This is a genomic window from Paraglaciecola sp. L3A3, from assembly GCF_009796765.1.
Classification (GTDB): Bacteria; Pseudomonadota; Gammaproteobacteria; order Enterobacterales; family Alteromonadaceae; genus Paraglaciecola.
Genome location: NZ_CP047023.1, coordinates 3,220,549 through 3,247,417 on the forward strand (window position 1 = coordinate 3,220,549; position 26,869 = coordinate 3,247,417).

Genomic DNA, 26,869 nt, shown 5'->3' on the forward strand with positions numbered 1-26,869 from the left:
GCAAAGAAACAAAACTCTTATACCTGTAATTTACATATTATGTATGCCAGCACTTGGCTGTTAGTCGCTATTATTAGCTGTTTAGTCCCCGACTATTGGGGCTTTGCTATTGCCCTAGAAGGCTTATTTATTTTATACCTAGCCTTAAAAGAAAATTACTACTCAGTGCGTATTGAAGCTTATTCATTATTGGTGTTTTCTCTGGCCCATGGGATATTTGCCATTTTTCCCTATTTTCCCGATCCCGCACTACTCACACTACAAGGTAACTTAGTGGTTGCCAGTATTGGCGGAATAATATTTGCGAGTAGAAAAATATTAAATATTGATGCAAACAAAACTGGCTGGGAAATTCAACTTAAGCAAAAATTAAGACCTATTGAATCAATCTGGCTGAGCCTATTCATATTATCCCTACTATGGCTTCAATTGGCTGAATGGATGGCAATAGCCCTATTACCATTACAAGTTTTGTTACTGTCTAAATCTTATAGAAAAGTCTGTAAAGTCTCAGAAGTAATGGTTTATTTAACTGGTTTAACTGTCATAGCGATTAGCATTTTAGGGATCATAGAGGTGCAATCACTGTCGTTTAGAGATTTACCTAATTACGCTAAAACATCATTAGTTTTTGTTTTCCTAGAGTGTTGGTTATTAGCAGAATTTTACCGCCGAACTGGACGAACGGGCACACTAGCACATATAGCAGAAACTCTCAGATTGGCGTTTTATCTTATTTTACCTCTGACATTTTTACCTTCTGCTTTCAAACACTATAGCGAATTATCGGCTATTGCTGTGTGGTGTTCAGCATTGATAAGTTACCTATTAGGGCAACAAATTCAACATAGATTGCTAAGAATTCAAGCTTTGCTTATTTTTATTCTCGCGGCAGTATATAACCTTGTTTTTACCATCGACTTTTACCAGAGTCAGTTGTTATTAAGTGTTTTAGCTAACGTAATGGGATTGACACTATTCAGTTACTTTTTAATCAAAATTCACAAGCGTCATCTTCCATTATTAGACAAAAAAATTGCATCCATTAGCCTATATTACCTAGCCGGATGTATCGCTATCTATATGCAAGAATGGACGAATATTGTTTGGGCTGGAATAGCGACCAGTAGTTATATATTTGCTCTAACCTTATATTTATTAAGTCATAAAATTTTAATTCGAAATCGACGTACATTGGGTTATATCAATTTCTTTAATATCTTACTGTCGTGGTTATGTAGTTCAGTCACTGGCATTGGGCAAGACATCAGTAGCAGTATATGGCTGGCTCTAAGTTTAGCTGTTTTGCTTACCTTTTTAATTAAAGCCCAATTACTTAGTCGCCTACACTTAAAATTCATCAGTAATAGTAAAATTAGCTACACTTTACTGCATATTTTATTATCTATAAATTTTGCATTTTTATTGGCTAAATGGGAGCTGGCTTTATTAATTACCCCCTGCTTAATTTTGCAAGGAAGTTATTTATTCTTTACCCACAAACACAGTAAGTTTATTGCCAAACTTGCCCTAGCCTTTATGGCTGCAGGATTATTAAAATTAGGAATACTTGACACTGTAAATGCCCTGTTATGGCAAAAAGTAGTACTTATGATCAGTATTGGTATATTTATGTTAGCCGCGGCATTTATTTATCAAAAACGCATGAATCAAACAATTTAAATACATGTCAAAAACAACAAACATCACACGTTTATATTATTTAAATGTTTCTCTGTTATACTCGAAATATTCTTTTATATAGTGAGTTTTTGCCCGAATGAAACATAAATTAAACTTACCACTTCTAATCCAAACGACACTATCTGTTTGCTTGTGCTTAATATCGACAAATAATTACGCTACAGATACACAACCATTTAATACCAGCGCTAACGAAGTCTGGCAGTTAGATCCTAGCCGTTCTGACGAATTTAATAGTCCATTTATAGATTACGATAAGTGGATAAAAAATCCTAAGCATGTTCAAACTTGGAGCTGGGATAATGAAAATAACGCCTATCAAAAAGACGGAAACTTAACCATTCAGATGGTGTACAACCCACATAACAGAAACATCAGTAATGCCTGCTCTCAAGGTAACTCAATTCCCAATTCTGCCTTATATTTCAAATCAGCTATGTTACAAAGTAAAGCCGCAGGTACTATCGGTTATTACGAAGCGCGAATTTTAGGCTCGAAAAAATTTCCCGGCTTTTCACCAGCCTTTTGGATGTATAGTAATTTTGATGATACTCAATTAACTGAAGGGGCCGTCAGATACAGTGAAATTGATGTAGTCGAAATGCAACAAAGGCAAAATTTTAAGGCTGGCAACGAAAAAATAACCGACCATAATTTACATGCAGCTTTAACCAAAAAAGATGCCAAGGCCAATTCAACAGGCCGGGATTGGCGTAGACCAGGCAAATATCATGAACAAGAAAACGTCAATGTGTTAACTGCAGATCCCGGCAAACAATTTCACGTGTATGGCGCTAAAGTGACTGAACAAGAAATTATTTGGTATGTTGATCATACAGAAGTAGGCCGTGCTGAAAATAAGTATTGGCACCAAAGACCTATGCAAGTTGCTTTATCGCTAGGTTTAAGAAAACCCTATACTGAATTTAAATGTAATGGTTTTATTCCTATTAACCCTACTTCCGATATTAAAGGTTTTCATCCAAAAGATTTCAACCAAGATCCGCCGAGTATGACGGTTGACTACGTCAGAGTATGGACAAAAAAAGAACTAAGACAAAATAATCTGTAATCTCTAAATAGTGCTTTTAAGCTCAATCTAAAACCGAGCTTAAAAGCGAATATTATCTAGCTCTACAAGTTATCGCTGCCATACGGCCTATTTCTAAGGTAAGTTCATTACCTTTACCACGAATACTCACTTTCATATTTGTATAATAATAACCTGAAGCAGAAGGTTCTTGTTTTAGCTCAGTCACTTGTCCTTCACGTATTAATTCAGCTAATTCTTGCTCTTTATAAAAATGAACTAAAATAGGCTGACCTCGTTCGCAATCATAAGTCACCTCGTAATACTCTTGCTCGCTGGTCATTTCTGTAGACTGACCACAAGCAGTCAAAACCATCGAAACTATCAACAAAATATATTTTTTATGAAAACGAAACATTAATTTTCCTGTTTTTAGATAGGTGTATCAGCTTACATTATTCAGATTTTACACATTACCAATAGCGAGTTGCCAACAATATCAATTTTATTAATTCTTGAATAAGTCAACAAAACTGTGCTCAGATAGCACCTATACCAGCCAATAGTACAAAAAAGGACTAAACTTGAGCGATCCCATTATTTTGTTAGTAGCAGTAGGGCTTATCTCTATCGCTTGCCAATTTTTTGCATACAAAGTTAAACTGCCAGCCATATTACCCCTTTTAATTGCCGGTTTATTGGTTGGCCCAGTCGCTGGGTTCATTGATCCAGACTTGTTATTGGGGGATTTATTGTTCCCCATTGTGTCTTTGTCTGTGGCTATTATCTTATTTGAAGGGGCACTGACCCTAAAAATGGGTGATCTCAGTGGACATGGCTCTATGGTGCGTAATATGTGTACCATAGGAGCTTTAGTGACTTGGGTTATTGTCGCTCCCCTAGCCCATTTTGCTTTGGGCATGTCTTGGCAAATGGCGTTTTTATTTGGAGCAATAGTTACTGTCACTGGGCCTACCGTTATCGTCCCTATGCTTCGCACCGTCAGACCAAACAGTAAAATATCCAATATTTTACGCTGGGAAGGGATAATAATCGATCCTGTTGGGGCATTACTGGCTGTATTAGTATTTGAATATATTATTTCTACTCAAGATGCTTTAAGCCATACCTTATTTGCTTTTGCCTTAACGGTTTCTGTAGGGGTCGGGTTTGGCGCGTTTTTTGGTTATGTTATGGGACTATTATTGAGAAATAATGTGATCCCTCATTATCTTATTAATACAGCTGTGCTTACCATAATGTTAGGTGCCTTTGAAGGATCTAATATGATTGCTCACGAATCAGGTTTATTGACTGTGACCATAATGGGTATGTGGTTAGCCAATATGAAAAGAGTTGATGTTGAAGGTATATTAGAGTTCAAAGAAACATTGAGTGTCTTATTAATATCGGGCTTGTTTATTCTGTTAGCATCACGTATTGAACTCAGTGCAATTTTAAATTTGGGATGGGGCTCAATACTGGTATTAATTGGGATTGTTTTTATAGCCCGCCCTATTTCAGTCATCATCTCATCCTTAGGCACAGGTTTAAAATGGCAAGAAATAGCATTGCTTAGCTGGATAGCACCAAGAGGAATTGTTGCTGCAGCTGTGTCGGCATTATTTGCTTTAAAGCTTGAAGCATTAAATTATGCACAAGTTGACCTACTCGTACCTATGGTATTTTTAGTGATTATTTGTACCGTAGTATTACAAAGCTTAACGGCCGTGCAGGTAACAAAATATTTAGGTCTTCGAGCTCCCCCACCTTATGGCTTTTTAATGTTTGGTGGCGGTATTTTTGCTCGTAAATTTGCCAAAGAGTTACTTAAGCAAGAGGTGACAGTATGTATTGCCGATACTAACTGGGAAAGTATAAGCATTGCCCGCATGGAGGGTATTCCTAATTATTTTGGTAATCCTATATCAGATCATGCTTCTCGTACTATGGATTTATCTTTATACGGCACAGTGTTGGTTATGTCGCCTTACAAACAACTTAATCCACTAGTGACTTATCATTTTGAGCATCAACTAGGCAAAGGTTCAGTGTTAGGGTTAAGTAACAATGAAACCAAAAAACTCACTAGCCATCAAGTCTCTGAGTCCTATGCGAAAAAGTTAGGACTGTTTGCTGAAAATATCAGTTATGGCAAACTCACCGGCTATCTAACAAAAGGAGCCATAATTAAAACCACGCGTATTTCAGATGAGTTTTCTTTCGAAGATTACCTAGAAGAATATAATGGCCAACTATTACCTTTGTGTGCCATCGACCCCAAAGGGCGAGTAAACATGTATACCACTTCGAATAAAATTATTCCAAAAGCAGATTGGCGGATAGTCAGTTTGATTAAAGCCAATAACGAAGAAGATAAAAATTAACAGGGTAGGCTCACATCATGTGCTGTGAGCCTTTTTCTAAACATGGCTAAGTTACGAATTTACCAGTTCAAATCATCTGGAATTTCATAATCACCATACCAATCGTCTTCTTCACTGCTTTTTTGATCTTCAGCACTGATATTATCGGCTCGATAAACCACACTAGATTCGTCTCTCTCAGCAATTTTATTAGCTACAGGCATAGGCACTAATTCATAACCAGCGCCTAACTTAACCACAGCCAACTTACCTTGAGTAATTTGTTTTTGTACCGCAGGGCTAACATACATACGTTTAATCAATGTGCCATCGGTGAAGTTACACACCACATCTTCTTGGCCTTTTGAACCGCCAGTTTTACGTTGTTTATTGGCTTCAATGAGTTGTTTTATTTGCGCAACAATAGCCTTTTTTTCAGCTTCTAGCTTAGCTTGTTGGTTTAATTCTCTGTCTTTAGCTTTTTTTGCTTCAGCCACTTTTTCAGCCGCTAATTTAGCTTCATTGGTTTCAACAAGATTGTGTTTTTGTTTGGCTTTGGCCTGCTTATGCTTTTGTTGCCTAACTTGTTTAGCTTTTTTCTTATCCGCTAAACCCGCTTTAAGTAATTGTTCTTGAAGAGAAAGTGCCATAGTTTTATGCCATATTAAAATTGAAATTTTTTAAATTTAAATAAATACGGCAGCGTTAGCTGCCGTTATGAGAGGATAAATAAAATCTTTATTCTTTAGGTTTTTTACGTTTATCTTCTGCTTTCCATTTTCCGTCGGTATACCAAGCAGACCAACCAGATGCTTTACCATCTTCTTTTTCTGACATCACATATTGTTGTTTGGTTTTACGACTATAACGAACAATAGTGGGACTACCGTCTGGATCCGCAGCAGGGGCATCTGCTAAGTAATAAAACTTAGGCGAAATACGATCCCTAAAACGGGCGAGCTCCTCTACTTTTGGCGCACGAGTTTCTCTAGATTTAGGGAAATTATGTGCAGCTAAGAAAATACCAGAAGCACCATCGCGCAATACAAAGTGGGCATCAGACTTAACACATTCTAATTCAGGTAAATCAGTAGGATCCTCTTTCGGTGGTGCAGCTTCACCATTTCTCAGTAACTTACGAGTATTTTTACATTCTTCGTTAGTACAACCAAAATATTTACCAAAACGACCGCTTTTAAGTTCCATATCAGATTGGCACTTATCACACTCGATAATGGGACCTTCATAACCTTTAATTTTAAACGTTCCCTCTTCAACCTCTACACCTTCACATGTAGGAGTGTTACCACAAACATGCAGTTTACGGTTTTCGTCAACAAGGTAACTATCCATAGCAGTACCACAGATACCACAACGACGTTTAGAGCGTAACAATTCTGTTTCTAACTCTTCTTCATCATCGACCTTAATAACTTCGTCACCAGAGGTTAAATTCATGGTACCGGTACAACGCTCTTTCGGCGGTAAACTATAACCAGAACAACCTAAAAATACCCCAGTACTAGCAGTACGAACATTCATTGGACGTCCACATTTAGGACATTTAATATCAGTTGGTACGGCTTGATTCAAACGCATACCACCTTCTTCAGGTGGTTTTTCAGCAAGTGCTAATTTTTGTTCAAAATCAGTGTAAAACTCATTTAGTACTTCTTTCCACAACACATTACCTTCAGCTACATCATCGAGCTTTTGTTCCATGTTGGCAGTAAAGTCATAACTAATGAGATCATCAAAATTTTCTAACAAACGATCGTTAACTATTTCGCCCATTTTTTCTGCATAAAAACGTTTGTTTTCAATACGAGCGTAACCTCTATCTTGAATAGTAGAGATAATACTAGCGTAAGTTGAAGGTCGACCAATTCCTCGTTTTTCCAGTTCTTTAACCAAAGATGCTTCATTAAATCTAGCCACAGGCTTAGTAAAATGTTGTTTCGGATCAAGTTCTTTTAGTGCTAAGTTTTCACCTTCTTTGACATCGGGTAACAACAAATCTTCATCGCCTTTTTTACGTTGAGGATTTTGCACTTTTGTCCAACCATCGAATTTTAATACACGACCTTTAGCAGTTAATTCAAAATCCCCTGCTTTCACTCGAATAGTACTCGCATCATATTTAGCGTTGGTCATTTGACAAGCCACAAATTGACGCCAAATTAGCTCATATAATCGCTGCGCATCGCGCTCAACTTCAGTTATGGCTTCAGACTTAAGTAACACATTTGAAGGACGTATCGCTTCATGAGCCTCTTGTGCACCTTCTTTGCTACCATATTTGATTGGGTTCTCTGGGAAATATTTAGCACCGAAGTTTTCAGATATATATTCACGACAACTTTCAACTGCTTCAGTACTTAAATTAGTTGAATCTGTACGCATATACGTGATGTGACCCGCTTCGTATAAACGCTGAGCCATCATCATGGTTTTTTTCACACCAAAGCCTAAACGGGTACTTGCCGCTTGTTGCAAGGTAGAGGTGATAAATGGCGCAGAAGGTTTACTTTGTGTAGGTCTAGATTCACGACTCACCACTTGGTAATCTGCACCTTGTAAAAAGTTAACCGCCTTTTCAGATTGTTGTTTATTTACCGGTTTAAAAGCATTACCGTTTTCTTTAGCAACCAACATACGTAAATTGGTTTTATCAGCGGTATTTAAATCAGCATGAATGTCCCAAAACTCTTCAGGAACAAACGCCTTAATTTCTCTTTCACGCTCAACTACAAGCCTAGCAGCAACCGATTGCACACGACCTGCTGATAATCCTCGAGCTACCTTTTTCCACAATAAAGGCGAGACCATAAAACCCACAACGCGATCAAGAAAACGCCTAGCCTGCTGAGCATTGACCATTTCTATATTCAGCTCGGTTGGCGCTGCAAATGCTTCTTGAATCGCATTTTGGGTGATTTCGTTAAACACAACACGCTGGAAATCTTTACCAGGTTCGTCAATGAGTTCTCTGAGGTGCCAAGCAATAGCTTCCCCCTCCCTATCCAAATCCGTTGCGAGATAGACGGTATCTGCGTTTTTGGCTAGCTTTTTCAGTTCATTAACGACTTTTTCTTTACCCTCGAGCACATCATAATGAGCTTGCCAATCGTTCTTAGGATCAATCCCCATACGATCAACTAACTTTTTATATTCATACTCTTTTAAGTAATTTTCGCGTTTTTTATCGGATAAAAGTTTTAGTTCTTTTGCTGGTTTTTTAGGCGCAACTTTGCCCACAGCTTTATGAGGAAGATCTCTTACGTGACCCACACTCGATTTAACTATAAAGTTTTTGCCGAGATACTTATTGATTGTTTTTGCCTTTGCCGGTGACTCGACAATGACTAGAGATTTGGCCATAAATTGGTTTTAACCTTTGATTTAAATAGGTTTTTATCAAATGAGTAGTTAACACTAAGTTTTTACTCATCAAAAATGCTTTTTAACATATATCGACAAAATGAAGAGAAAACAAGTGCTTATTTATACTTATCTTATATTCTTTTTTTAACGAACTCCGATTCTGTATATTTTTTAAACCACAAAAATTCAAATCTAATCCACTAAATTTCAAACATAAAATTTGTCAAAATTAGCCTCATTGTCCACAGTGTTAAGTTGGCTAAATAATAGTTAACAAAAAACGTTATACCAGTTTATTAAGAAGCTTCACTTATTTACCTTCTGCTATTTAACCATATTACTTTTTCGTTTGATTAAAATGCAAAAATCTCCAATCGACTCTAAACAAGCTGCTAAGCAATATTTTAATAAAGTAACCCCTAGGTTAACCTAGGCCTGAAATAAAGCTGCATCGCCACACATAGAGACTCTGACGTCACTTATGTAGCTAGCTAAATATGATTTTTTAAATCAATATATAAAATACTCACTTTTTTTGATTTGTGCTACACCTTGAATTAAAAAATCCTTACACAAAAAACCCCGGTAAAACCGGGCTAATTATTTAGTTAGTATCGGTACAGTTTGCACTTGAACCATAAGGACTGTGAGGAGGTGGTGAACCTTCTTCTTTTAAATCAGCTGCCAACACAGATAGAGAAAATCTTTGACTTTCTTTTGACTCACTGCCCGCTGACTCGGCTTTTGCCGCTATATCTACCTCTACCCAACCGCCAAACTGTTTGGCATATAAAATATTAATTAATTTTTGGCCGTTTGCATCTGTCGTACCATTAGCAGGGATAGAGACCACATTACCTGGCGTAAGCAAACCATCACCATTTTCGTCTTCTCCTGCATCTAATATACCGTTTCCATTAATGTCTTCATTGTTGCAAAATGCAGTAATATTTTGATACCAAATATCCTCTATATCGTCCCAAAGCCAATTACCTTTTCGGTACACGCCGCCGTCAATAAATTTAACAGGAGGAGCTGAAAAAGTAATTGTCGCATTGGGTACTGGATTAGAATCAGGATCTGTTACAAAAATACTAAATTCTTTTGCGTAAGAAGATTGCTCAGGCGCTTCAATTAAGCGCCCCGTTCCTATAGATATATCAAAAGCTCGATCACCGACAGAGAGTAAAGTATATCCGCTAACCGATGGTGTATCAGCCACCGTGGCATGCACCTTTACAGCTTCAAAACTACTCACCGCATTCGAGGTATACACCACAGAAGCAATACCACTTCTGTCTGTGGTCGCTTGACTAGGCGAAATGTTACCTCCACTTACGTCGTCTACAACAAAATTGACGACTTTGCCTTTCACTAAATTACCATTTGGATCTCTGACAACAGCAGTAATTGTGCTTGTTTGACCACTAGGCCCAATTGAATCAGGGGTACCATCCACTATGATATTATCGGCTTCAGTGGCAACAAATTCTATCTGTGTTCTTGCCGTCACTTGTTCGCCATTGCCATCTACCCCAGTGGCTGATACAGAGGCAAAACCAGCATTATCTGATTGAATGGTAAAACTCACCACCCCGTTGATATCTGTCACTGAATTGGGTGTTATCACTACCCCACGAGACGAAGACAAGGTCACGTCTCCATTGACAAATGCAGCATTGTCTTTCAGCCAAGTGATAGATAATACGGCATCATCGCCTAAATAAACCACATCGTCAGGTTCTGAAGTAAATGAAAAATCATCTTGCTGCACTACTAATTCAAAAATACCCGTGGCGTTTAATGCTGTTGCGCTAATGGTATCTTGTCCAGCGATACTAGCGGTATAATCCACCGAAATTTGACCAGTTTCAGAGGTCGTGGCAATCACATCACTTAATATGCCATTTTGGGCTGAAATATTAACAGTTTCATTCGCAATACCTTTACCATCAGAGTCAACCAAATTAATTGTGATTGGCGCAGAATCATTAATAATCAACGAAGTCGCCCCATTAATATTAATTTCGGTGCCTACTACTTGAATATCAAGAGTTTGAGACTCAGGTAAACCTGCAGCTGTTGCAATAACTCTTATCGTTCTATTTTCGGGTTGATTTAAAGTATTTAAAAATGCTCTCGCAATCCCATCTTTTCCAGTCACAGCTACACTGCCACCTTCTGGCAATTCTAAATTAGCTCCTTCGTCAGCTGAGAAAATCACATTGATATTCTCAATTAATACATTATTTTCATCTTTTACCAAAGCAAGTAGTTCTATTTCGTCAGAACCACTTGATGCTAGCTGTATAGAACTAGAAAATAGCTGTAATGAAGCAGGCTCTGGTTCTTCATTAACCTGGATAGTACCAGCCGACTCAAAAGTGGTTGTGGCCGTTTCTCCAGAACTTAAACTCGCAGTAATCTCGCCCGCTCCTGAATCGTCCCCTACTAAAATATTAAGTACCGCCACACCGGCACTATTAGTGCGAGAAGTGCCAGAATCATTGGCAAAAATAGCTAAGCCTTCGGGTTGAAAAGTATAGGTAATTAACGTATCGGCCACCGCATTACCATTAGAATCAGTGGCAGTCGCTGTTAGGCTTAACGGTGTTTCCCCACTCAATTGGCTAGAAACTTCTCCCGTAGTAGTATTAGTAAAAGCTAAATTGATAGTACGAGTCACAGTAGTAGAATCACCTGTGCCAGTGCCACCACCAGTCGTTCCTCCATCACGTTCTATGCTGCCTCCACCACCACAAGCAACTAAACCGAACAGAATAAATATTCCTAACAGAGTCTTAAACCGTAAAATCATATACCTTCCTTTACTTACTTGAGCCAATCTTTCGTGACTAATTCACTTAATATAGTTCAGCTTAATAGACAATCTTGCTAATCTAGTGTCAGATTAGTTTAATAAACCAATTTCAATAGCAATTTAAATCAATAACAAAGCTTAGGATTTTCATGACTAAAAGCAATCATTCCCATAAACCTTCAACTCACACATTCGGTCTAACCGCTAGGATCTTTATCGGTATGATCTCCGGGATCCTGATTGGCACTTTGTTACAATTGTCATTTGATGATAGCGGAGATTTATCTTTTAGTGTATTCGGGATGCACATATCAACGTATGCACTTTTAGTCGAAGGTATATTTAATGTTGGGGGTGAAATTTTTGTTGCTAGCTTAAAAATGTTAGTTGTGCCCTTAGTCTTTGTTTCATTAGTGTGTGGTACCTCAAGTTTATCAGACCCGTCTAAATTAGGCCGTTTAGGTGGAAAATCAATTGTTCTATATATAGGTACTACCGCAATTGCCATCAGCTTAGCTATCTTTTTAGCCTTATTAGTTGCTCCTGGCGAAGGGTTAAATCTAACATCTCAGGCAGTATACGAAGCTAAACAAGCCCCATCATTAGGTCAAGTTATCATCAATATGATGCCAACTAACCCGATCAATGCCATGGCTGAAGGCAATATGTTACAGATCATAGTGTTTTCAGTATTATTCGGAATTGCTATGTCTATGTGTGGAGAAGCAGGCAAAAGGTTAACTAACGTTTTTGAAGATTTAAGCGAAGTTGTCATGAAGTTAGTCGCTATTTTAATGAATTTAGCCCCTTACGGCGTATTTGTATTAATGGCTAAATTATTCTCTACTATCGGCTTTGAAACCATTTTCAGTCTATTTAAATATTTTTTATTAGTGTTAGTTGCTTTATTTATTCATGGACTAGTGACCTATCCTATATTACTCAAGTTATTGAGCGGCTTAAATCCATTAATATTGCTGTACAAAATGCGCGATGCCGCCCTGTTTGCGTTTAGTACATCAAGTAGCAGCGCCACCTTACCTATTACGATGGAAACAGCGACCAAAAAGCTAGGAGTAAAATCTTCTGTGGCATCATTTACCGTTCCACTAGGATCAACTATCAATATGGATGGCACCGCCATCATGCAAGGTGTCGCCACTGTATTTATCGCTCAGGTTTATGTTGTAGATCTAGCTCTAAGCGATTATATGATGGTAATTATCACAGCGACTCTGGCTTCAATTGGCACTGCTGGTGTACCTGGTGTTGGTTTAATTATGTTGGCAATGGTCCTGACTCAAGTGGGACTGCCAGTTGAAGGTATTGCTTTGATTATTGGTGTCGATCGCTTATTAGATATGACACGTACCGCAGTAAATGTAACGGGTGATTGTATGGTGGCTTGCATTGTAGCCAAAAGTGAAGGTGAACTAGATCTTAAAGTATATAACGACCCAGAAGCTGGAATTAAAGACGAAGAAATAAATTTCGAAAAGAGTTAGAGCCGGATGCAAAATACGAGGTGCTAGCTATGATATAAGTTGGCTCTCTCGTATTAAAATGACTTTTGATTAAATATTAAAAAGCCTGCTGTTTTTAATATTCATGCAGCTCTAAGCTAGTAGCTCCTGCTTATCATTATCACCTAGTGGCCCAATACTTTAGCGGGATTGATTTTAGCCGCTTTAAATGCCGGATATAAAGTCGCAAGTATGCTCAGAACAACAGCGATAAAGGCGGTCATATACACTTCATGCCAACGTAACTCTGATGGTAAAAAGTCAATGAAATAGATATCGCCCGATAGAAACTGAACCCCTAATAACTGTTCAACCATACTGGCAATATCAGCTAAATTCATTGCCATTAACACTCCCAGAAACACCCCAAGCGCGGTGCCAATTAAACCGTTAAAAGTACCTTGTAACATAAACACCAAAACTATTAGACCGTTTTTAGCCCCCATGCTTTTTAACATAGCTATCTCACTTTGTTTTTCATTCACTGCCATCACTAAAGTAGAGACTATATTGAAACAAGCCACTGCTATCACCAAGCTCAAAGCAATATAAACCACGGCTCTGACAAGTTGGATATCTTGATATAAGTTACCATCACTAATAGTCCAATTAGACATATATACTTCAGGTTTTAAATTAAAGCCTATTTCTCTGGTTAAGGAAGACGCCATAAAAGGGTCTCGGTAACGTAACCTGATACCCTGAGCACCAAAATCAATATTTTGAGCTTCAGCCGCCAAAGACATATGAATAAAACCAATATGATTACTTAATTCACCTCTAAAATCTAAACTACCTAACACATCTAAATTCAGTGTTTTAGGGGCACTTAAACTAAGATCACTAGATAACTGTGGAAGCAATATTTGTACTCTGTCGCCTACCTTTAAGCCAAGCTTAGCCATCACACCACTACCTAGCAGTATTGCGTTTTTGTCTTTTACAAACCTTTGCCATTGCGCTGCAGGTAACAAGCTAGGCAAAATACCTTTATTAGCAAATTCCATATCTAGACCAGTGATCTCAACAGCCTTCATTTTATTGCCTTTTTGCAACATACCCGTCGCTTTAATATAAGGTTCAACAAAGGTCACTTCAGGATGTGATTGTAATAAGCTCACTTCTTGTTGCCAATTTTCTATACCTTGGGGATGCACTGATTTAAATTCAGCATGAGGGATCACAGATAATAATTTGTCTTTTAACTCACTTTCGAAACCATTCATCACAGAAAGCAAAATAATCAACACAAAACAACCTAAGCCAATACCAAAGGTAGATGACGCAGATATAAATGAAATAAATCCGTTTTGTCGTTTGTCAGAGCGAAAACGCCAAGCTAATAACCAGATTAAATGCATTAAGCGACACCCAGTGTCGTTTCAGTCAACTCACCATCAACTAAGTTTAAGCTTCGATCTAATCGATTGGCTAATTGAATATCATGGGTTACCACCACAAAACTTGTTTGCGTTTGTTCCCGCAATTCATTCAACAACTGATAAATATTTTCACCGGTTTTTTGATCCAAATTTCCAGTGGGTTCATCAGCCAAGATCAATTTAGGTTGAGATACCAAGGCTCTGGCAATCGCGACTCTTTGTCGCTCTCCGCCCGATAATTCGCTAGGTTTATGATTTGAACGGTGCGAAAGGCCTACTTTTTCTAACATAGCCAAAGCTAAAGAGTTAGCTTGTTTTATCGGCTTTTTAGCAATAAATAAAGGCATAGCCACATTTTCTAAAGCACTAAACTCAGGTAATAAATGATGAAACTGATAAACAAATCCTAGAGATTGATTACGAAATTGCGCTTGTTGATTTTCATTAAATTGGAATATATTTTGTTGTTCAAATATCACTTCACCAGAAGTGGGTTTATCTAAAGCGCCAAGTAAATGTAATAACGTACTTTTTCCTGACCCTGAACTGCCGACAATTGCCACTTGTTCACCACGGCGAATAGTAAAATTAATGCCTTTCAGTACTTTTACACTATTCTCACCTTCGTGATATTCCTTACTTAACTCAGTACATTTGAGTAATTCACTCATAGTTAACGTCTATTCCTGATTTCATTAAAAGTCTGTGGAGCGGGTTAATTTACTTAAACGTTTTTTGTTTCTACGTTTGGCTAAAATCTTTGCCAGTTTACGCATACTAATCACTTGATCACTCTCGTCAATGATATCTATACCAAACAAGCTTTCAACCAAATCTTCTAAAGTCAATATACCTTCTAAGCCGCCGTATTCATCGACTATCAACAACATGTTTCCACGTTTTGTATGTAAAGGTTCAAAAGCCTTAGTTAAAGACATACTGCTTAAAATTGTCACCATATCCTTTCGAAAAGCAGATAATGGTTTATCTATTTGTCCTTTGGCATGAGCTAACAACAAATCGGTACGTAGTACATAACCACTAATATTTTCAATTTCATTACCTTCATAAACAGGTATCCGCGAAAATGATATATCAATATGTTTTTGCATGAATTCAGATAGCAACATATCTTCTGAAACTGAAAATACCACTGTTCTGTGGGTCATACATTCTTTGACTTTTATTTGATTTAAATTTAGCAAATTTTGCATAACCGTCGCTTCACGGGCGGCTAATTGGCCTTCTTCTAAAGATAAGGTAGCCATAGCCGCCAACTCTTCTCTATTCAGACCTTTAAGAGGTGATTCATCATGCAGCTTAGATGTTAATTTTCCAGCCAGTTTGACCAAAGGATACAAAACAAAAATAAGATACTTTAAGAAGTAAGCAGTATAAGGCGCTAATTGCCGCCAATAACTGGCCCCTAAGGTTTTGGGAATGATTTCAGAAAAAATCAAAATCAATAAGGTTAATATTGCTGACGCCAAACCTAAATATGCATCGCCAAATACCACAGCAGCCTGTGCCCCGGCGCCTGCAGCCCCCATAGTATGAGCAATAGTATTTAAACTTAAAATGGCAGATAGGGGCTGATTAATATCTTTTATTTGGCTAGCCAACAACTTACCAGCTGCATGCTTATTTTTCTTTAAAACAGAAATATAGGCGGGCGATACACTAAGAATGACAGCTTCAGCAATAGAACAAATGAAAGAAAAGCCTAAGGCGATAAAGATATAAAGTAATAACAGAAACATTTAGATGTTGACTCAGTATTCACATAAACATATTTTTCAGAATAGTCTTCAAGCATAGCAAAAACTGACCGAATAACGTAGCAATAAAAAGGCTAGATTGTTTCAATCTACCCTTTGCCTGGTATCTTATATTTTAGAGTTAACATCCATCACATAAACAACAATACCCAATATATTATTCGATAATGTCAATCTTAGTTTCCTTAGCTTGCTGTAAGTTTTTCTTGTGTAACTCATCATAAAAATCATTACGGGCTTTTTTATACTCCCAAGACTGATACAACACGCTATTGGTGTTTTTACTATTCCATTCATTCCATAAGCTGGCTAATTTGGCTTGTTTAGCAGGAAATTGATCAACCAAATTATTGTTTTCTGTTGGATCAGCTAACATATCAAAATAACTTCTACCTACTCCAGGTAATCCTTGCTTCATGTATTTTGCCTCAGGTGTTCGAACAGCGTAAATATTTGGGCCTTCTTCTAAGCGCCAAAATAAGGCTTGATGCGGGTTACCTGTTTTATTACCTGTCATATAAGGAACAAGATTAACTCCATCTAATTCATTATTTCCATCTTTAGCGCCCGCTAAGGCAACAGCGGTTGCAGCAATATCTAATGATGAAATTAACCCTTTAAATTTACTCCCTTTAGCAATTTTATCTGGCCAATGTGCAATAAAAGGTACATGTATGCCTCCTTCTAATAGCGCAACCTTACCCCGTCGAAAAGGTGAATTATCCGCCCAATCCAAAGTCGGCAACCATTCTTCAGGATAAACGCCCCCATTATCCGATAAGAAAAATATTAGCGTGTTATCAAACTCACCTGCATCTTTAAGTGCAGTGACAACACGGCCTACACCTTCATCCATGGCATCAACCATAGCGGCATATATACGACGGTTTTTATCTTTTATGTGAGCATATTTATCAATAAAGTTTTGCGGAGCTTGTAACGGCGCATGAGGGGCATTATAAGACAAATACATTAAAAACGGCTTGTCCTTAGATCTCGCTATATACCTAGCTGCATCATTGCTCAGAGCTGTAGTCAAATATTCATCAAATTCAGCAACCTTTGTATTACGCATTATGGGTAGAAAGTATCCTTCGCCTCCGACTGTAACTTCTCCAGGCATATAATTATGTCCACCATCCAAAAAGCCATAAAAATAATCAAAACCTCTATTATTCGGTTGAAAATGAGGAGCCCCGCCTAAGTGCCATTTACCAAAAACAGAAGTTTGATAACCTACTTCTTGTAACCTGTTAGCGAAGTTTTTTTGTTCTAAAGGTAATCCCATGTATTTATCATAGGGGGAATAAGAAACATTATTTTCCATCCCAAAACGAGCCTGGTAACGCCCAGTAATGAGGCCCGCCCTACTGGGTCCACAATAAGGGTGTGTAACATAAGCATTTTCGAAAATAATGCCATCAGCGGCTAATTTGTCTAAATTTGGGGTGTTAATTTCAGTTTTACCGGTAAAACCAACATCGTTGTAACCCAAGTCATCAGCCAGGATCACAATAATATTGGGACGTTCGTCCTTTGCAGTAACAGAAGTAGTCACTAAAACTAATAAAAATAAACTAGAAAATAACGATGAAAAATTCATTTAACGATCCATTCAAGTAGTGAACATCAGACTCTTAATTTTATTATCAAACTATAACTCTGAGCCTAATGATGAGTGTTTAACATAGTGGTGTTTTTACAAAATATTTTATCAAACCAATAATGTTTGATACTTCTCTCTATATTCAGAAGGTAACATATTAAAATAGCGCCTAAACTGTCTATTAAAATAGCTATGGTCTGAAAAACCGCTTGCATAACCCACATCAGCAATGGTTAATTTTGTCTCAATAAGCAATGCTTTCGCATGATCCATACGCACTTCTGCAATCAACTGAGAAGCGGTTTTATTGACTATTTTTTTAAAATTACGTTGAAACGCACTAACAGATAAATGCACGAGATCCGCTAACCTTTCAATGTTTATATTTTGTTTAAAATTGGCTGTAATATAATCAATAGCAGCTTGCATATTATTAGCCCTGAATAAGTTGATGTGCCCATTTGCAATGATTCTGGAAACACCATATGAGCCAATAGTTTGAAAATTTCGGTTATACATAGGTTTGATTGAAGTTAAAATCCAAGCATAAGTTCTATCAGCTTTACTTCTCACTTCTACCCTTTCTATTAAAGATTGCCCCTGCAAAATTTTTTTGTCATCAGATCTAAGCTGGATCGCTGTTTCTTTAGGCTCTATATCAAAATCATTTTTGCCTAACAAACTATCAATATTTTTAAGTTTATTTGTTTGCAAAAACTTTTTGTTAGCAAATATAAACCTATGCTCTATGTCCTTTACCCAAAACATGACTTCAGGCACTAAGTTATACATATTAAAAACATGCATAACCTCAGCATCTCGGACAAATTCACTTTGCAAAATATGCGTTTTGTTCATAATAAATTTAGTTTAATAACATGAATAAATTGGAGTGACAGAAGAATAAATTGCAGTCTAAAGATAAGCATTCAAAATACTCCAAAATAATTTCAAATAAAGTATTTATCATTAATTAACAGTAACTTAAAAGACACTGAAAATGTAAAAATTGTTAAAAACTTGAATTAAGAATGTACATAAATTATAGCTTTCGATATTTTGCTAATTTAGATATTGTCAAAATAAGACTGAAAAATACTTGTTTAACTATATAACCAAACAAGCAGTTGATTTTATTACCTAGAGCGACCTATAGTGGCAGCCAATGTTAAATTAACAGACAAAAATTGACAGGCGGACATGTGTATACAGAGATAAATTGGGATCTTTTTTTACGCACCATAATCCCTTTTTGCGCAGCAAATATATTCGCCATGGTGCTGGCATATTTTACACTTGTTAGACATAGAGTCGGTCCTGCTTATGCTTTTTACGCCACTTTCATTTGCTGTTTTATTTTATTTTTATGTGGCCCTTTGATTAATGTGATCCCAATCGATGAAACAAAACGTTGGTATGACATTATCCGCAGCGTGTTATTATTTAGTATTGGTATGCCTGCATTATTATTTGGTATTCTGCTGCAAGCTGAGATAAAAATATCACGCTATGTGTTAGCCATCCCAGTAATATTAGGTCTGTCGTGGTCAATATTTTTCTTATCGGCTCCTCCATTACATTTTTATTCGGGGAATAAAATCCCTTGGTTAGTGTTTCTCTCAACAGGCATCCAGCATAAGCATATTTTTTATTCTCAAATTGTATTAGTCACCTTACAGTTGTTGATCCCATGTTTACTACTGTTAAGAAAAAATCTAAAAACGAATGTAGTGGTACATATTTATGGAGTCTTAGCTTTATGTATATTCATCATCATAGGCAATGCCACTAGACAATGGGTGCTTTATTATGCAGGCTCTAGTTTAACTGCATTAATTTGGGCATGGGCTGTATACCAAGACATTCAGCGAACCAATAAAAAAATCAAACAACACCAACAACATCAAAAATCTCTAGCGATAGCCCAATATGCGGCACCATCCAAAACCGACTTTACTGAATTCTATCCGGCCAAATTAAATGAAGCCTACCCCTTCAAAGAACGAGAAGCTCTACTCGAAGTAGTCAACACAGCTAGCCTCGGTTTAGTCAAACAAAATTTTTATGAGCTATTTACGGCACTTAAAACCTTCTCTCAAGAAAATTTAGATATATACAGAATACGAGCGAAAGAAATACTGTTTATGTTATTTGACTCAGTGATATACAAATCAGGTAATGCTGCCAGCTTAATTGGCCGCCTAGAAGAAAAAGGTAAACTAGTTGATCAATCTGCTTCAATTAATGAAATTGACAGCATAGTGTTGCAAGAAGCCGAGCACTTAGCATTAATAGAAGAAGAAATACCAGAGTCTTTAGCTGATCTAGCCCTTGTAGAGCGTATCAAAGCCTTTGTGCTATCTCATTACGATAAAGACATATCTATTAATGATGTGGTAGAAAAAGTCGGAGCTAGCCGCTCACATCTGATGAAAACATTTAAAAATGTCACTGCACAAACTATCAACCATTATTTAGTTGAAGTCAGAATCCATAAAGCGCAGAACCTATTATTATCAAAGACGGTGACAGAAACAGCATATGAAGTAGGATTTAATAACTCAGCTTATTTTTCTACTGTATTTAAAAAACAAACTGGCATGACACCAAAAGAGTTTCAACAAAAAGCAAAATCAGCAGAGGTATAATATCTTTTTAGGCATCCCCTCTGCCATAATCAATTTTATTTATCTGTGGCAGCAAGACTTAAGGTATTCAAAACTTTAGTAATTTTACTGATGACCTTGTCACAGCCTTGAATATTATGACGTATTTTAATGTATTCAGGGTTGTTATAGGAGAACCACACTTTTTTATCCGCATCTTCACTGATAAGTATCTTTTGTGGTAAATCAATTGCCGCATTTTGGGCACATTGCATGAGTGGCGTACCTACTTTAGGGTTACCAAAAATGAACACCTCTGTAGCCCTTAACGTTAAGTTAACTCCGGCAGCATTTTTTTGGTGGTCAATTCTAGCAAATAAGGTCAGCCCTTTATTGACAAGAATCGATTCAAACCTGTCTGCTGTTTCTTTCACTGAATAATGACTTTCAACTGTGATCAAGCTTTGTGGCGAGCTAAACGATAAAGAAGTAAATAAAACTGAAACTGTGAAGTAGAGTTTGCTAAGCATAAATAAACCTATTAGTAACGTTTCAAGATTGAATGAGTAAACAATACCATCCTGAGAAACTAACAGAAAATTATTTTAAAAAAATGAGATGAAAAATGAATGGGGCAATACGCAGAAATTAATATGTGAATTTAATGGCGGAGTGGACGAGACTCGAACTCGCGACCCCCGGCGTGACAGGCCGGTATTCTAACCAACTGAACTACCACTCCCCGCATTTAAATCACATTGTTGTTTTGATGTTGGCGGAGTGGACGAGACTCGAACTCGCGACCCCCGGCGTGACAGGCCGGTATTCTAACCAACTGAACTACCACTCCAGCCGTAATCAAAACTTTATTTATTTAACACTTATAAATAAGCCTTAAATAAATCGATACTGTTAAAGTTGGCGGAGTGGACGAGACTCGAACTCGCGACCCCCGGCGTGACAGGCCGGTATTCTAACCAACTGAACTACCACTCCACAATCTTTAATAATATCAAACAGTTAATGAAGAAACTCTATGAACCCCTCCTCAACCGCGGCGCAGATAATACGGCTTACCTAAGGTTGAGTCAATAGCTTTTTTTACGAAAAGTGAGTAAATTAGTTTGATTGCTTGAGTATTGACCAATTAGCCTATTCCTTAGGCATTGCTAAATCGACAAATCCACTATCTGTTGCATCCTTCGGCGCTGGCGATTCTTTATTGTTATCTTCGGTAGGCTTAGTTTCTTTTGTTTTTTTAGTAAATAACCTAGTGAATAAACCTGGTTTTTTCTCATCTTGCTTTTTAGCTTGTTCTTTTGTCGATTTTTTAAATAAAGCAAAACTTAATTTTTTATCGCTGGCGATAAACCAAATTAATCCTCCTCCAATAATCAGTAAAAATAAATTAAGGCCGACGATCCAAGAAACTAAAGCTGTCGTTGTCATTTTTTCTTCAACAATTAATGGCTCTGCAGCTGTACTTCCGATATTCGGGTCTATGCTCTGTCCATCCATAGGATTGATTGCGGGATCTGTCGTACCTGCCGCAGGAGGGATAACCTCAGGTTGAGGCTCTTCTACTAAAAACGAATATTCAGGTACGTCTAAAATAAACTCTCGGCCTTCTAAGGTATTACCAAAAGCCGTCAACTTGACCCTATGCAGACCAAAATCAAAATTCACAATTTCATGTAATCGAACATCATCAGACATTTCCGTAATAGAGAAATTCTGGATATCACCGTTTGGATAACGTACTTTGCCATCAATTAACAAACTCGATATATCCACATATTCACGGTCTGCATCCACTTTAAGAATATGATATCCAGCTTTACCATCATCTATGTCTACCTCCACTGAAATTGGGTTAGGTAACAACATGATAGTAGGATCGACTTGTTCTCTAGAATACATGGGGGTAGAAACGTTAAAAGTAGGGATCCACTCACCATCAGCAATCGACAAATTAAATTGTCCGGTGAATACTCCGTCTAATGGCACCTCATCCATGCCTTTACCATTATCTTGAAAAGTAGCCACTATATGTGAGCCTGCGCCAAAATTATTGTAATTAGGATTATTGGTACTTGCTAAAGAAATAGTTAACTCCACCACGTCTCGAAATGCGGTGTAATCAATTGGCTCACCTGAGTTAGTCAAATAAGCAGTTTGCTTAAGAATTTCCCCAGAAAATATCAGTTCGGGTAAATGCTCTGCATGTAAAGCCAAATCACTGATCACCATCACTCGGCTGCCAGGCACGATATTACCGATTGCTTGCCATGGCCCAAGTTTAGGTTTTTTAATACTGATCATGTCGTAAGTGCTAGTATCAAACCAAAAGATATTTTCGCCATCAGCCGCAGACTGAAATATTTTTGAACCGTCAGGCTGGACTAATATAATTGGAACAGAACCATACTCACGGAAGAAAACCATAGTAATTTCATCAACTTCATAATCAATCCTGAAGCGATTCTGTAACAACTCAATACTATTGTGAAACTCATTACCTAATTGAGTTAATGGAGAGACTTCTTTTTTCGGTTTTAACGCCATATCTTGTGATGTTAAGTCATTACTACCTAATTCAAGATTGGCAGCGCTAGACTGTGAGGCAAGTGGAATGGCACTGAATCCATAACTAAAGCCGCTACAAATCAATAAATTGATAAGTATAAATGCAGTTTTTAGTCTTCTAATCATGCCTTTCCACCCGTTTGTTATTTATTATTGTCGCCAAAGACAACTACCGCCTTCTTTTAAAACTAAGTCAAGACGAGATTCGTGCTGTTCTAATTCATCGGCTGTAGCAAACACAACCTTTAATGGTTTTCTCTCTGCAGGTAATCTACGAATAGTTTCCATTTGTACTCCGCCCTCGCCGCTCGCCTTGCCACTTAGGTTTAGATCCGTTTGCCCACCTGTCATCATCAGGTAAACATCAGCTAATATTTCGGCGTCTAATAATGCCCCATGTTTTTCTCGGTGGGAGTTATCGATACCGTAACGTTTACACAAAGCATCAAGATTATTCTTTTGACCTGGGTGTAATTGCCTTGCCAATCCGAGCGTGTCAAGTACAGTACACATATTCTCGGTTTTGTTTTCAGCTAGTCCGGTTAATCTAGCAAACTCATGGTCCATAAACCCCACATCAAAGGGAGCATTGTGGATGACTAACTGGCCGCCTCGAATAAAATCAATAAACTCTTGCGCTATGTTTCTAAATACAGGTTTATCAACTAAATATTCGTTAGTGATGCCATGTACTTCAATAGCTTCTTGCTCGACTAATCGCTCAGGGTTGATGTAAACATGAAAAGTATTTCCGGTTAATCGACGATTAATTAACTCAACACAACCAATTTCTATGATCCGGTGCCCTTGTTTAGGGTCAATGCCCGTGGTTTCTGTGTCTAATACAATTTGTCTCATTACTCACTCGTTTCGATTGAATTGATGTCATTATTAATAAACGACATTATACTGCCCTTAATTATAAACATTTGCATTTAATATAAAAAACATATGAAAAAAATAGATATTTATACCGATGGTTCTTGTTTAGGCAATCCTGGACCGGGAGGATACGGCGCGGTACTCATTTTTGATAAACATCGAAAAGAGCTGAGCCAAGGCTTTAAACACACTACCAATAATAGGATGGAATTATTAGCCACCATTGAAGCGTTAGCCTGTTTAAACGAAACCTGTGAGGCCAACCTAACCACAGATAGCCAATATGTAAAAAACGGCATTAACCAATGGATTAAAGGCTGGAAAAAAAATGGCTGGAAAACCTCAGCCAAAAAACCAGTCAAGAATGTGGATCTGTGGAAACGTTTAGATGAGCAAGTCAACCGCCATAAAGTTCAGTGGTTTTGGGTCAAAGGTCATTCAGGCCACCCAGAAAACGAAGCCTGTGATCAATTAGCTCGGCAAGGGGCTGAAAGTAAAAACCAGTTAGAAGACACTGGATTTAGCGGCGAATAATAAAAGGTTCGAGCTACGAGGGATAAACATTCGACTCGTTGCTCGTTGCTCGTTGCTCGTTGCTCGTTGCTCGTTGCTCAAAATGATTTCGAGCTCCGTCTTACTTGTCACTCCACATAGCATATTCGTTACCGTTTCTGTCACAAAAATGGAATCGACGTCCACCAGGAAACTCAAAAGTAGGCACTTTAACCTTACCACCAGCAGCTTCAATTTCAGCTTGGCTTTTGACTAAATCATCACTGTATAAAACCACTAACACACTGCCATTTTCAACAGCCACGTAGTTTTCAGAAACAAATAACCCCCCTTCTATTCCTGCACCTTTGATTGCGGCATAGTCATCACCATAATCAACAAAGTCCCAGCCAAAAGCCTTCCTAAAAAAAGCCTTGCTAGAAGCCATCGCTTTGACAGGAATTTCAATATAATTAATTTTATGATGTTGGTTCATATATTCACCTGTTATACATTTTTAATAAAAGTAACACTGCATAGTCATTATTTCTAATGCTCAGAAATAATGAAACGATCTGACTCTTCAATTTTATACATTTTAACAACGTTCAATAATGATAAAGTCACATCAGAAAGTTGGCTAGCTGAACGTCCTATTTTTTGTGCACCTTGCATATTATCGCGAGACATAATCCCAATTTCACTTACACTTTGACTCACTCCTTGAGTGACCAATATCTGTTGTTCTGTAGTGCTGCTAATTGAATTACTAGTCTGTTCAACTTTTTGTATACTCAGTAAGATCTGATTAAAGACTTGATCAATCGAACTCGATAATTGAACCGCTTCCCGTGATTTTTCTTGCCCTTCTTGAATATCCTGCATCGCTTTATTAGAATCAATTTGCAGTGAGTTTATAATTATCGCAATTTCTTCGGTTGAAGTATGCACACTCTTAGCTAATGCTCTGACTTCGTCAGCCACAACAGCAAATCCTCTACCCTGCTCCCCAGCTCTTGCGGCTTCAATTGCCGCGTTTAAGGCAAGCAAATTTGTTTGATCAGCAACAGATTGAATCACAACCAATACTGAAGATATATTAACCACGCCTTCGTTTAAAGCATTAATAACGTCTTTTAAATTATCGATTTCAGAAGCGACACTTTGGATACTATTCAAAGCCTTTTTCACCGACAATCGGCCAGCATCACAATCGGAAACCACTAAAGAAACGGAGTTGGCTGAGTCTTTAATTTGGCAGCCTATATCTGCCACACTAACTGAAATTTCTTCCACTGCTGTAGATGCGCTTTCTGTGGCCATTAATTGTTTTTCAATACTATCGTCATTTTCAGCAACTGAGCTAATAGTTGCACGGGTAGATGTGACTGCGTTAAAGGCCACTTCAGCTATTTTGACTAAATCGCCTCTCACCATTTCTAATAATCGATTGAAATTAGCCGCTGATTGGCCAAGATGATCTTGTGATAAAACAGGGATTTGTAAAGTTAAATTACGATTTTTTTGGATCTCATTTACAGTTTGACTAATCAAATCTGCTTGTTTACGCATTAGCTTCACCGAGGCAAAGATTAAATAGGTCAAAAACAGCACAAACAACATTAAAATGATCTCGAAACTTATTAAACTTAAGGCTTTAGAATAAATATTATTAATCTCCAAATGCATTTTTTTAAAGCCTGCTGTTTCAAGTGACTTTAATTCAGCAATTCTATTGCTTGATGCTTCAAACCATTGCTCGGCTGACACACTATATAAATCAGTCAAAGCATCTTTAATCACCTGTTCACGTAACTTAATAATAGTTTCATTTTCTATACTATTTTTAAACTGATTAAATCCCTCAAGCCAATCACCAGTTGTAGGCATCGATTTTAAAAAAGCATCCTGATACGCACTCTGTTGTGCTATCAATGTATACATCCTTCTTTTATTTGCTTCAGACAATGACTTTGCTGCGAGTATATTTGTCAGAACGGCTCTCTCAACCCCTGATTTTTCTTTGACTTGCATTAAATTATAGGTGGCTGTTAATCCTTGCACTAAACGAGAGCTGTTTAATAAGTCAATTAATTTTAAGGGTTGATTAATTAAAGCTAAATTTTGTTGAGTATAAAACGCCAAGGCATCTGGCAGGCTAATAGATAGATTATCTACCTGCTGCCTAATCACAGATAATTGTTTGAGTGCAAAGATAACTTTCTGAATATTTGATTGTATAGTGTCCGCTAAATCATCCTGATTTTGCTCAGCGAATGCCTGATACTTTTTGAGTTTGTTATCAACTAATATTCTCTGCTGTTTCAACTCAGTTTTAAATTTACTGCCTTTCGCCCCTAAATAACCTGCAGACATCCCACGCTCTTTCTGTAATTCATGAACTAAATCAGCAGCATTATCAGCGACATATAATAATGTTATTCCCGCAGAAGATTGATACATATTTTTAGTAAAGGAGAATATATTAATCAACACTAAGACCATCAGTAAAATAGAGGGTACAACAATTAACATTGAAACATTGCGAGAAACAATTTGTTTAAAACTCATTTAAATTCCTATTTTGCAAAGATTGATGAGACTGTTGGCAGTGCGCTTAGAATTGACATTCATATTCACTTTTTAGCGGCGGCGGTTGGTGAGGACTTAATCGACTAATTTAACAATCAATAGTTTATTAATATCGAC

General features: G+C 37.4%; 20 protein-coding genes and 3 tRNA genes. 6 read left to right on the plus strand and 17 right to left on the minus strand.

Going from position 1 to position 26,869, the window contains the following annotated elements:
- The first annotated feature begins 39 nt into the window (after positions 1-39).
- Together GQR87_RS22385 and GQR87_RS13460 are read left to right on the plus strand one after the other, a co-directional pair.
- Positions 40-1,683 carry a hypothetical protein gene (locus tag GQR87_RS22385; protein ID WP_233267264.1) on the plus strand — a complete coding sequence of 548 codons (1,644 nt, stop codon included), beginning with the start codon at positions 40-42 and terminating at the stop codon, positions 1,681-1,683.
- Between the two features lie 97 nt (positions 1,684-1,780).
- Positions 1,781-2,776, plus strand: a complete 996-nt coding sequence (locus GQR87_RS13460; RefSeq protein ID WP_158970143.1) for a family 16 glycosylhydrolase — start codon at positions 1,781-1,783, stop codon at positions 2,774-2,776.
- Positions 2,777-2,828: 52 nt separating this feature from the next.
- Here GQR87_RS13460 and GQR87_RS13465 read toward each other — a convergent pair whose 3' ends face one another.
- Positions 2,829-3,152: an MliC family protein gene (locus GQR87_RS13465; RefSeq protein WP_158970145.1), complete on the minus strand. Its 324-nt coding sequence runs from the start codon at positions 3,150-3,152 to the stop codon at positions 2,829-2,831.
- A 166-nt stretch (positions 3,153-3,318) separates the two neighbouring features.
- Between GQR87_RS13465 and GQR87_RS13470 the strand changes: the two genes are divergently transcribed.
- Positions 3,319-5,121, plus strand: a complete 1,803-nt coding sequence (locus GQR87_RS13470) for a sodium:proton antiporter (protein ID WP_158970147.1) — start codon at positions 3,319-3,321, stop codon at positions 5,119-5,121.
- Between the two features lie 59 nt (positions 5,122-5,180).
- Here the strand turns inward: GQR87_RS13470 and GQR87_RS13475 are convergent, their stop codons facing one another.
- From GQR87_RS13475 to GQR87_RS13485, 3 genes are all read right to left on the minus strand, one after another.
- Positions 5,181-5,750 carry a DUF2058 domain-containing protein gene (locus tag GQR87_RS13475; protein WP_158970149.1) on the minus strand — a complete coding sequence of 190 codons (570 nt, stop codon included), beginning with the start codon at positions 5,748-5,750 and terminating at the stop codon, positions 5,181-5,183.
- An 88-nt stretch (positions 5,751-5,838) separates the two neighbouring features.
- Entirely contained in the window at positions 5,839-8,481 is a 2,643-nt protein-coding gene (gene topA, locus GQR87_RS13480; protein ID WP_158970151.1) for a type I DNA topoisomerase, read from the minus strand.
- A gap of 607 nt (positions 8,482-9,088) precedes the next feature.
- The gene (locus GQR87_RS13485) at positions 9,089-11,302 is read right to left on the minus strand and encodes an Ig-like domain-containing protein (RefSeq protein ID WP_158970153.1); all 2,214 of its coding nucleotides are present in this window, start codon (positions 11,300-11,302) and stop codon (positions 9,089-9,091) included.
- A 152-nt stretch (positions 11,303-11,454) separates the two neighbouring features.
- Between GQR87_RS13485 and GQR87_RS13490 the strand changes: the two genes are divergently transcribed.
- The gene (locus GQR87_RS13490) at positions 11,455-12,810 is read left to right on the plus strand and encodes a dicarboxylate/amino acid:cation symporter (RefSeq protein ID WP_158970155.1); all 1,356 of its coding nucleotides are present in this window, start codon (positions 11,455-11,457) and stop codon (positions 12,808-12,810) included.
- Positions 12,811-12,953: 143 nt separating this feature from the next.
- On the opposite strand, the gene GQR87_RS13495 is transcribed toward GQR87_RS13490, so the two are convergent.
- From GQR87_RS13495 to GQR87_RS13515, 5 genes are all read right to left on the minus strand, one after another.
- Positions 12,954-14,189 (minus strand): lipoprotein-releasing ABC transporter permease subunit, encoded by a 1,236-nt coding sequence (locus tag GQR87_RS13495; protein WP_158970157.1) that lies wholly within the window; start codon positions 14,187-14,189, stop codon positions 12,954-12,956.
- Positions 14,189-14,881, minus strand: coding sequence for a lipoprotein-releasing ABC transporter ATP-binding protein LolD (lolD, locus tag GQR87_RS13500; RefSeq protein WP_158970159.1), 693 nt, complete (start codon positions 14,879-14,881; stop codon positions 14,189-14,191). The genes GQR87_RS13495 and lolD overlap by 1 nt, the downstream gene beginning before the upstream one ends.
- A gap of 24 nt (positions 14,882-14,905) precedes the next feature.
- On the minus strand, positions 14,906-15,970 hold the full coding sequence (locus GQR87_RS13505; protein WP_158970162.1) for a CNNM domain-containing protein: 1,065 nt from the start codon (positions 15,968-15,970) through the stop codon (positions 14,906-14,908).
- A 175-nt stretch (positions 15,971-16,145) separates the two neighbouring features.
- On the minus strand, positions 16,146-17,591 hold the full coding sequence (locus tag GQR87_RS13510) for a sulfatase (RefSeq protein WP_158970164.1): 1,446 nt from the start codon (positions 17,589-17,591) through the stop codon (positions 16,146-16,148).
- Positions 17,592-17,702: 111 nt separating this feature from the next.
- A complete protein-coding gene (locus GQR87_RS13515) occupies positions 17,703-18,452 on the minus strand; it encodes a helix-turn-helix domain-containing protein (RefSeq protein ID WP_158970166.1) in 750 nt (249 codons plus the stop codon).
- Positions 18,453-18,796: 344 nt separating this feature from the next.
- Between GQR87_RS13515 and GQR87_RS13520 the strand changes: the two genes are divergently transcribed.
- Entirely contained in the window at positions 18,797-20,242 is a 1,446-nt protein-coding gene (locus GQR87_RS13520; protein WP_233267265.1) for an AraC family transcriptional regulator, read from the plus strand.
- Positions 20,243-20,277: 35 nt separating this feature from the next.
- Here the strand turns inward: GQR87_RS13520 and GQR87_RS13525 are convergent, their stop codons facing one another.
- The 6 genes from GQR87_RS13525 to dnaQ all read right to left on the minus strand — a co-directional run bounded on the left by GQR87_RS13525 (position 20,278) and on the right by dnaQ (position 23,644).
- Positions 20,278-20,730 carry a DUF302 domain-containing protein gene (locus GQR87_RS13525; RefSeq protein ID WP_158970168.1) on the minus strand — a complete coding sequence of 151 codons (453 nt, stop codon included), beginning with the start codon at positions 20,728-20,730 and terminating at the stop codon, positions 20,278-20,280.
- Positions 20,731-20,865: 135 nt separating this feature from the next.
- Positions 20,866-20,942 (minus strand) — tRNA-Asp (locus GQR87_RS13530).
- Positions 20,943-20,973: 31 nt separating this feature from the next.
- A tRNA-Asp gene (locus tag GQR87_RS13535) sits at positions 20,974-21,050 on the minus strand.
- 69 nt (positions 21,051-21,119) lie between these two features.
- Positions 21,120-21,196 (minus strand) — tRNA-Asp (locus GQR87_RS13540).
- A gap of 156 nt (positions 21,197-21,352) precedes the next feature.
- A complete protein-coding gene (locus GQR87_RS13545) occupies positions 21,353-22,765 on the minus strand; it encodes a TIGR03503 family protein (protein ID WP_233267489.1) in 1,413 nt (470 codons plus the stop codon).
- Between the two features lie 171 nt (positions 22,766-22,936).
- Complete coding sequence (gene dnaQ, locus GQR87_RS13550; protein WP_158970172.1) at positions 22,937-23,644, minus strand: DNA polymerase III subunit epsilon; 708 nt, start codon at positions 23,642-23,644, stop codon at positions 22,937-22,939.
- Positions 23,645-23,737: 93 nt separating this feature from the next.
- On the opposite strand from dnaQ, the gene rnhA reads away from it, so the two are divergent.
- Positions 23,738-24,202: a ribonuclease HI gene (gene rnhA / locus GQR87_RS13555; RefSeq protein WP_158970174.1), complete on the plus strand. Its 465-nt coding sequence runs from the start codon at positions 23,738-23,740 to the stop codon at positions 24,200-24,202.
- Positions 24,203-24,302: 100 nt separating this feature from the next.
- Here rnhA and GQR87_RS13560 read toward each other — a convergent pair whose 3' ends face one another.
- Together GQR87_RS13560 and GQR87_RS13565 are read right to left on the minus strand one after the other, a co-directional pair.
- Complete coding sequence (locus tag GQR87_RS13560; RefSeq protein WP_158970176.1) at positions 24,303-24,656, minus strand: VOC family protein; 354 nt, start codon at positions 24,654-24,656, stop codon at positions 24,303-24,305.
- Between the two features lie 53 nt (positions 24,657-24,709).
- Positions 24,710-26,731, minus strand: a complete 2,022-nt coding sequence (locus GQR87_RS13565; RefSeq protein ID WP_158970178.1) for a methyl-accepting chemotaxis protein — start codon at positions 26,729-26,731, stop codon at positions 24,710-24,712.
- Positions 26,732-26,869: the final 138 nt, after the last annotated feature.

Bases quoted from the DNA above. Each gene is read 5' to 3' on its own strand.
- GQR87_RS13485 (WP_158970153.1), bottom strand. From the start codon at position 11,302: ATGATTTTACGGTTTAAGACTCTGTTAGGAATATTTATTCTGTTCGGT.
- GQR87_RS13545 (WP_233267489.1), bottom strand. From the start codon at position 22,765: ATGGCGTTAAAACCGAAAAAAGAAGTCTCTCCATTAACTCAATTAGGT.
- GQR87_RS13525 (WP_158970168.1), bottom strand. From the start codon at position 20,730: ATGCTTAGCAAACTCTACTTCACAGTTTCAGTTTTATTTACTTCTTTA.
- GQR87_RS13505 (WP_158970162.1), bottom strand. From the start codon at position 15,970: ATGTTTCTGTTATTACTTTATATCTTTATCGCCTTAGGCTTTTCTTTC.
- topA (WP_158970151.1), bottom strand. From the start codon at position 8,481: ATGGCCAAATCTCTAGTCATTGTCGAGTCACCGGCAAAGGCAAAAACA.
- GQR87_RS13560 (WP_158970176.1), bottom strand. From the start codon at position 24,656: ATGAACCAACATCATAAAATTAATTATATTGAAATTCCTGTCAAAGCG.
- GQR87_RS13460 (WP_158970143.1), top strand. From the start codon at position 1,781: ATGAAACATAAATTAAACTTACCACTTCTAATCCAAACGACACTATCT.
- GQR87_RS13565 (WP_158970178.1), bottom strand. From the start codon at position 26,731: ATGAGTTTTAAACAAATTGTTTCTCGCAATGTTTCAATGTTAATTGTT.
- GQR87_RS13475 (WP_158970149.1), bottom strand. From the start codon at position 5,750: ATGGCACTTTCTCTTCAAGAACAATTACTTAAAGCGGGTTTAGCGGAT.
- GQR87_RS13515 (WP_158970166.1), bottom strand. From the start codon at position 18,452: ATGAACAAAACGCATATTTTGCAAAGTGAATTTGTCCGAGATGCTGAG.
- GQR87_RS22385 (WP_233267264.1), top strand. From the start codon at position 40: ATGTATGCCAGCACTTGGCTGTTAGTCGCTATTATTAGCTGTTTAGTC.
- GQR87_RS13465 (WP_158970145.1), bottom strand. From the start codon at position 3,152: ATGTTTCGTTTTCATAAAAAATATATTTTGTTGATAGTTTCGATGGTT.
- GQR87_RS13495 (WP_158970157.1), bottom strand. From the start codon at position 14,189: ATGCATTTAATCTGGTTATTAGCTTGGCGTTTTCGCTCTGACAAACGA.
- lolD (WP_158970159.1), bottom strand. From the start codon at position 14,881: ATGAGTGAATTACTCAAATGTACTGAGTTAAGTAAGGAATATCACGAA.
- dnaQ (WP_158970172.1), bottom strand. From the start codon at position 23,644: ATGAGACAAATTGTATTAGACACAGAAACCACGGGCATTGACCCTAAA.
- GQR87_RS13510 (WP_158970164.1), bottom strand. From the start codon at position 17,591: ATGAATTTTTCATCGTTATTTTCTAGTTTATTTTTATTAGTTTTAGTG.
- GQR87_RS13490 (WP_158970155.1), top strand. From the start codon at position 11,455: ATGACTAAAAGCAATCATTCCCATAAACCTTCAACTCACACATTCGGT.
- rnhA (WP_158970174.1), top strand. From the start codon at position 23,738: ATGAAAAAAATAGATATTTATACCGATGGTTCTTGTTTAGGCAATCCT.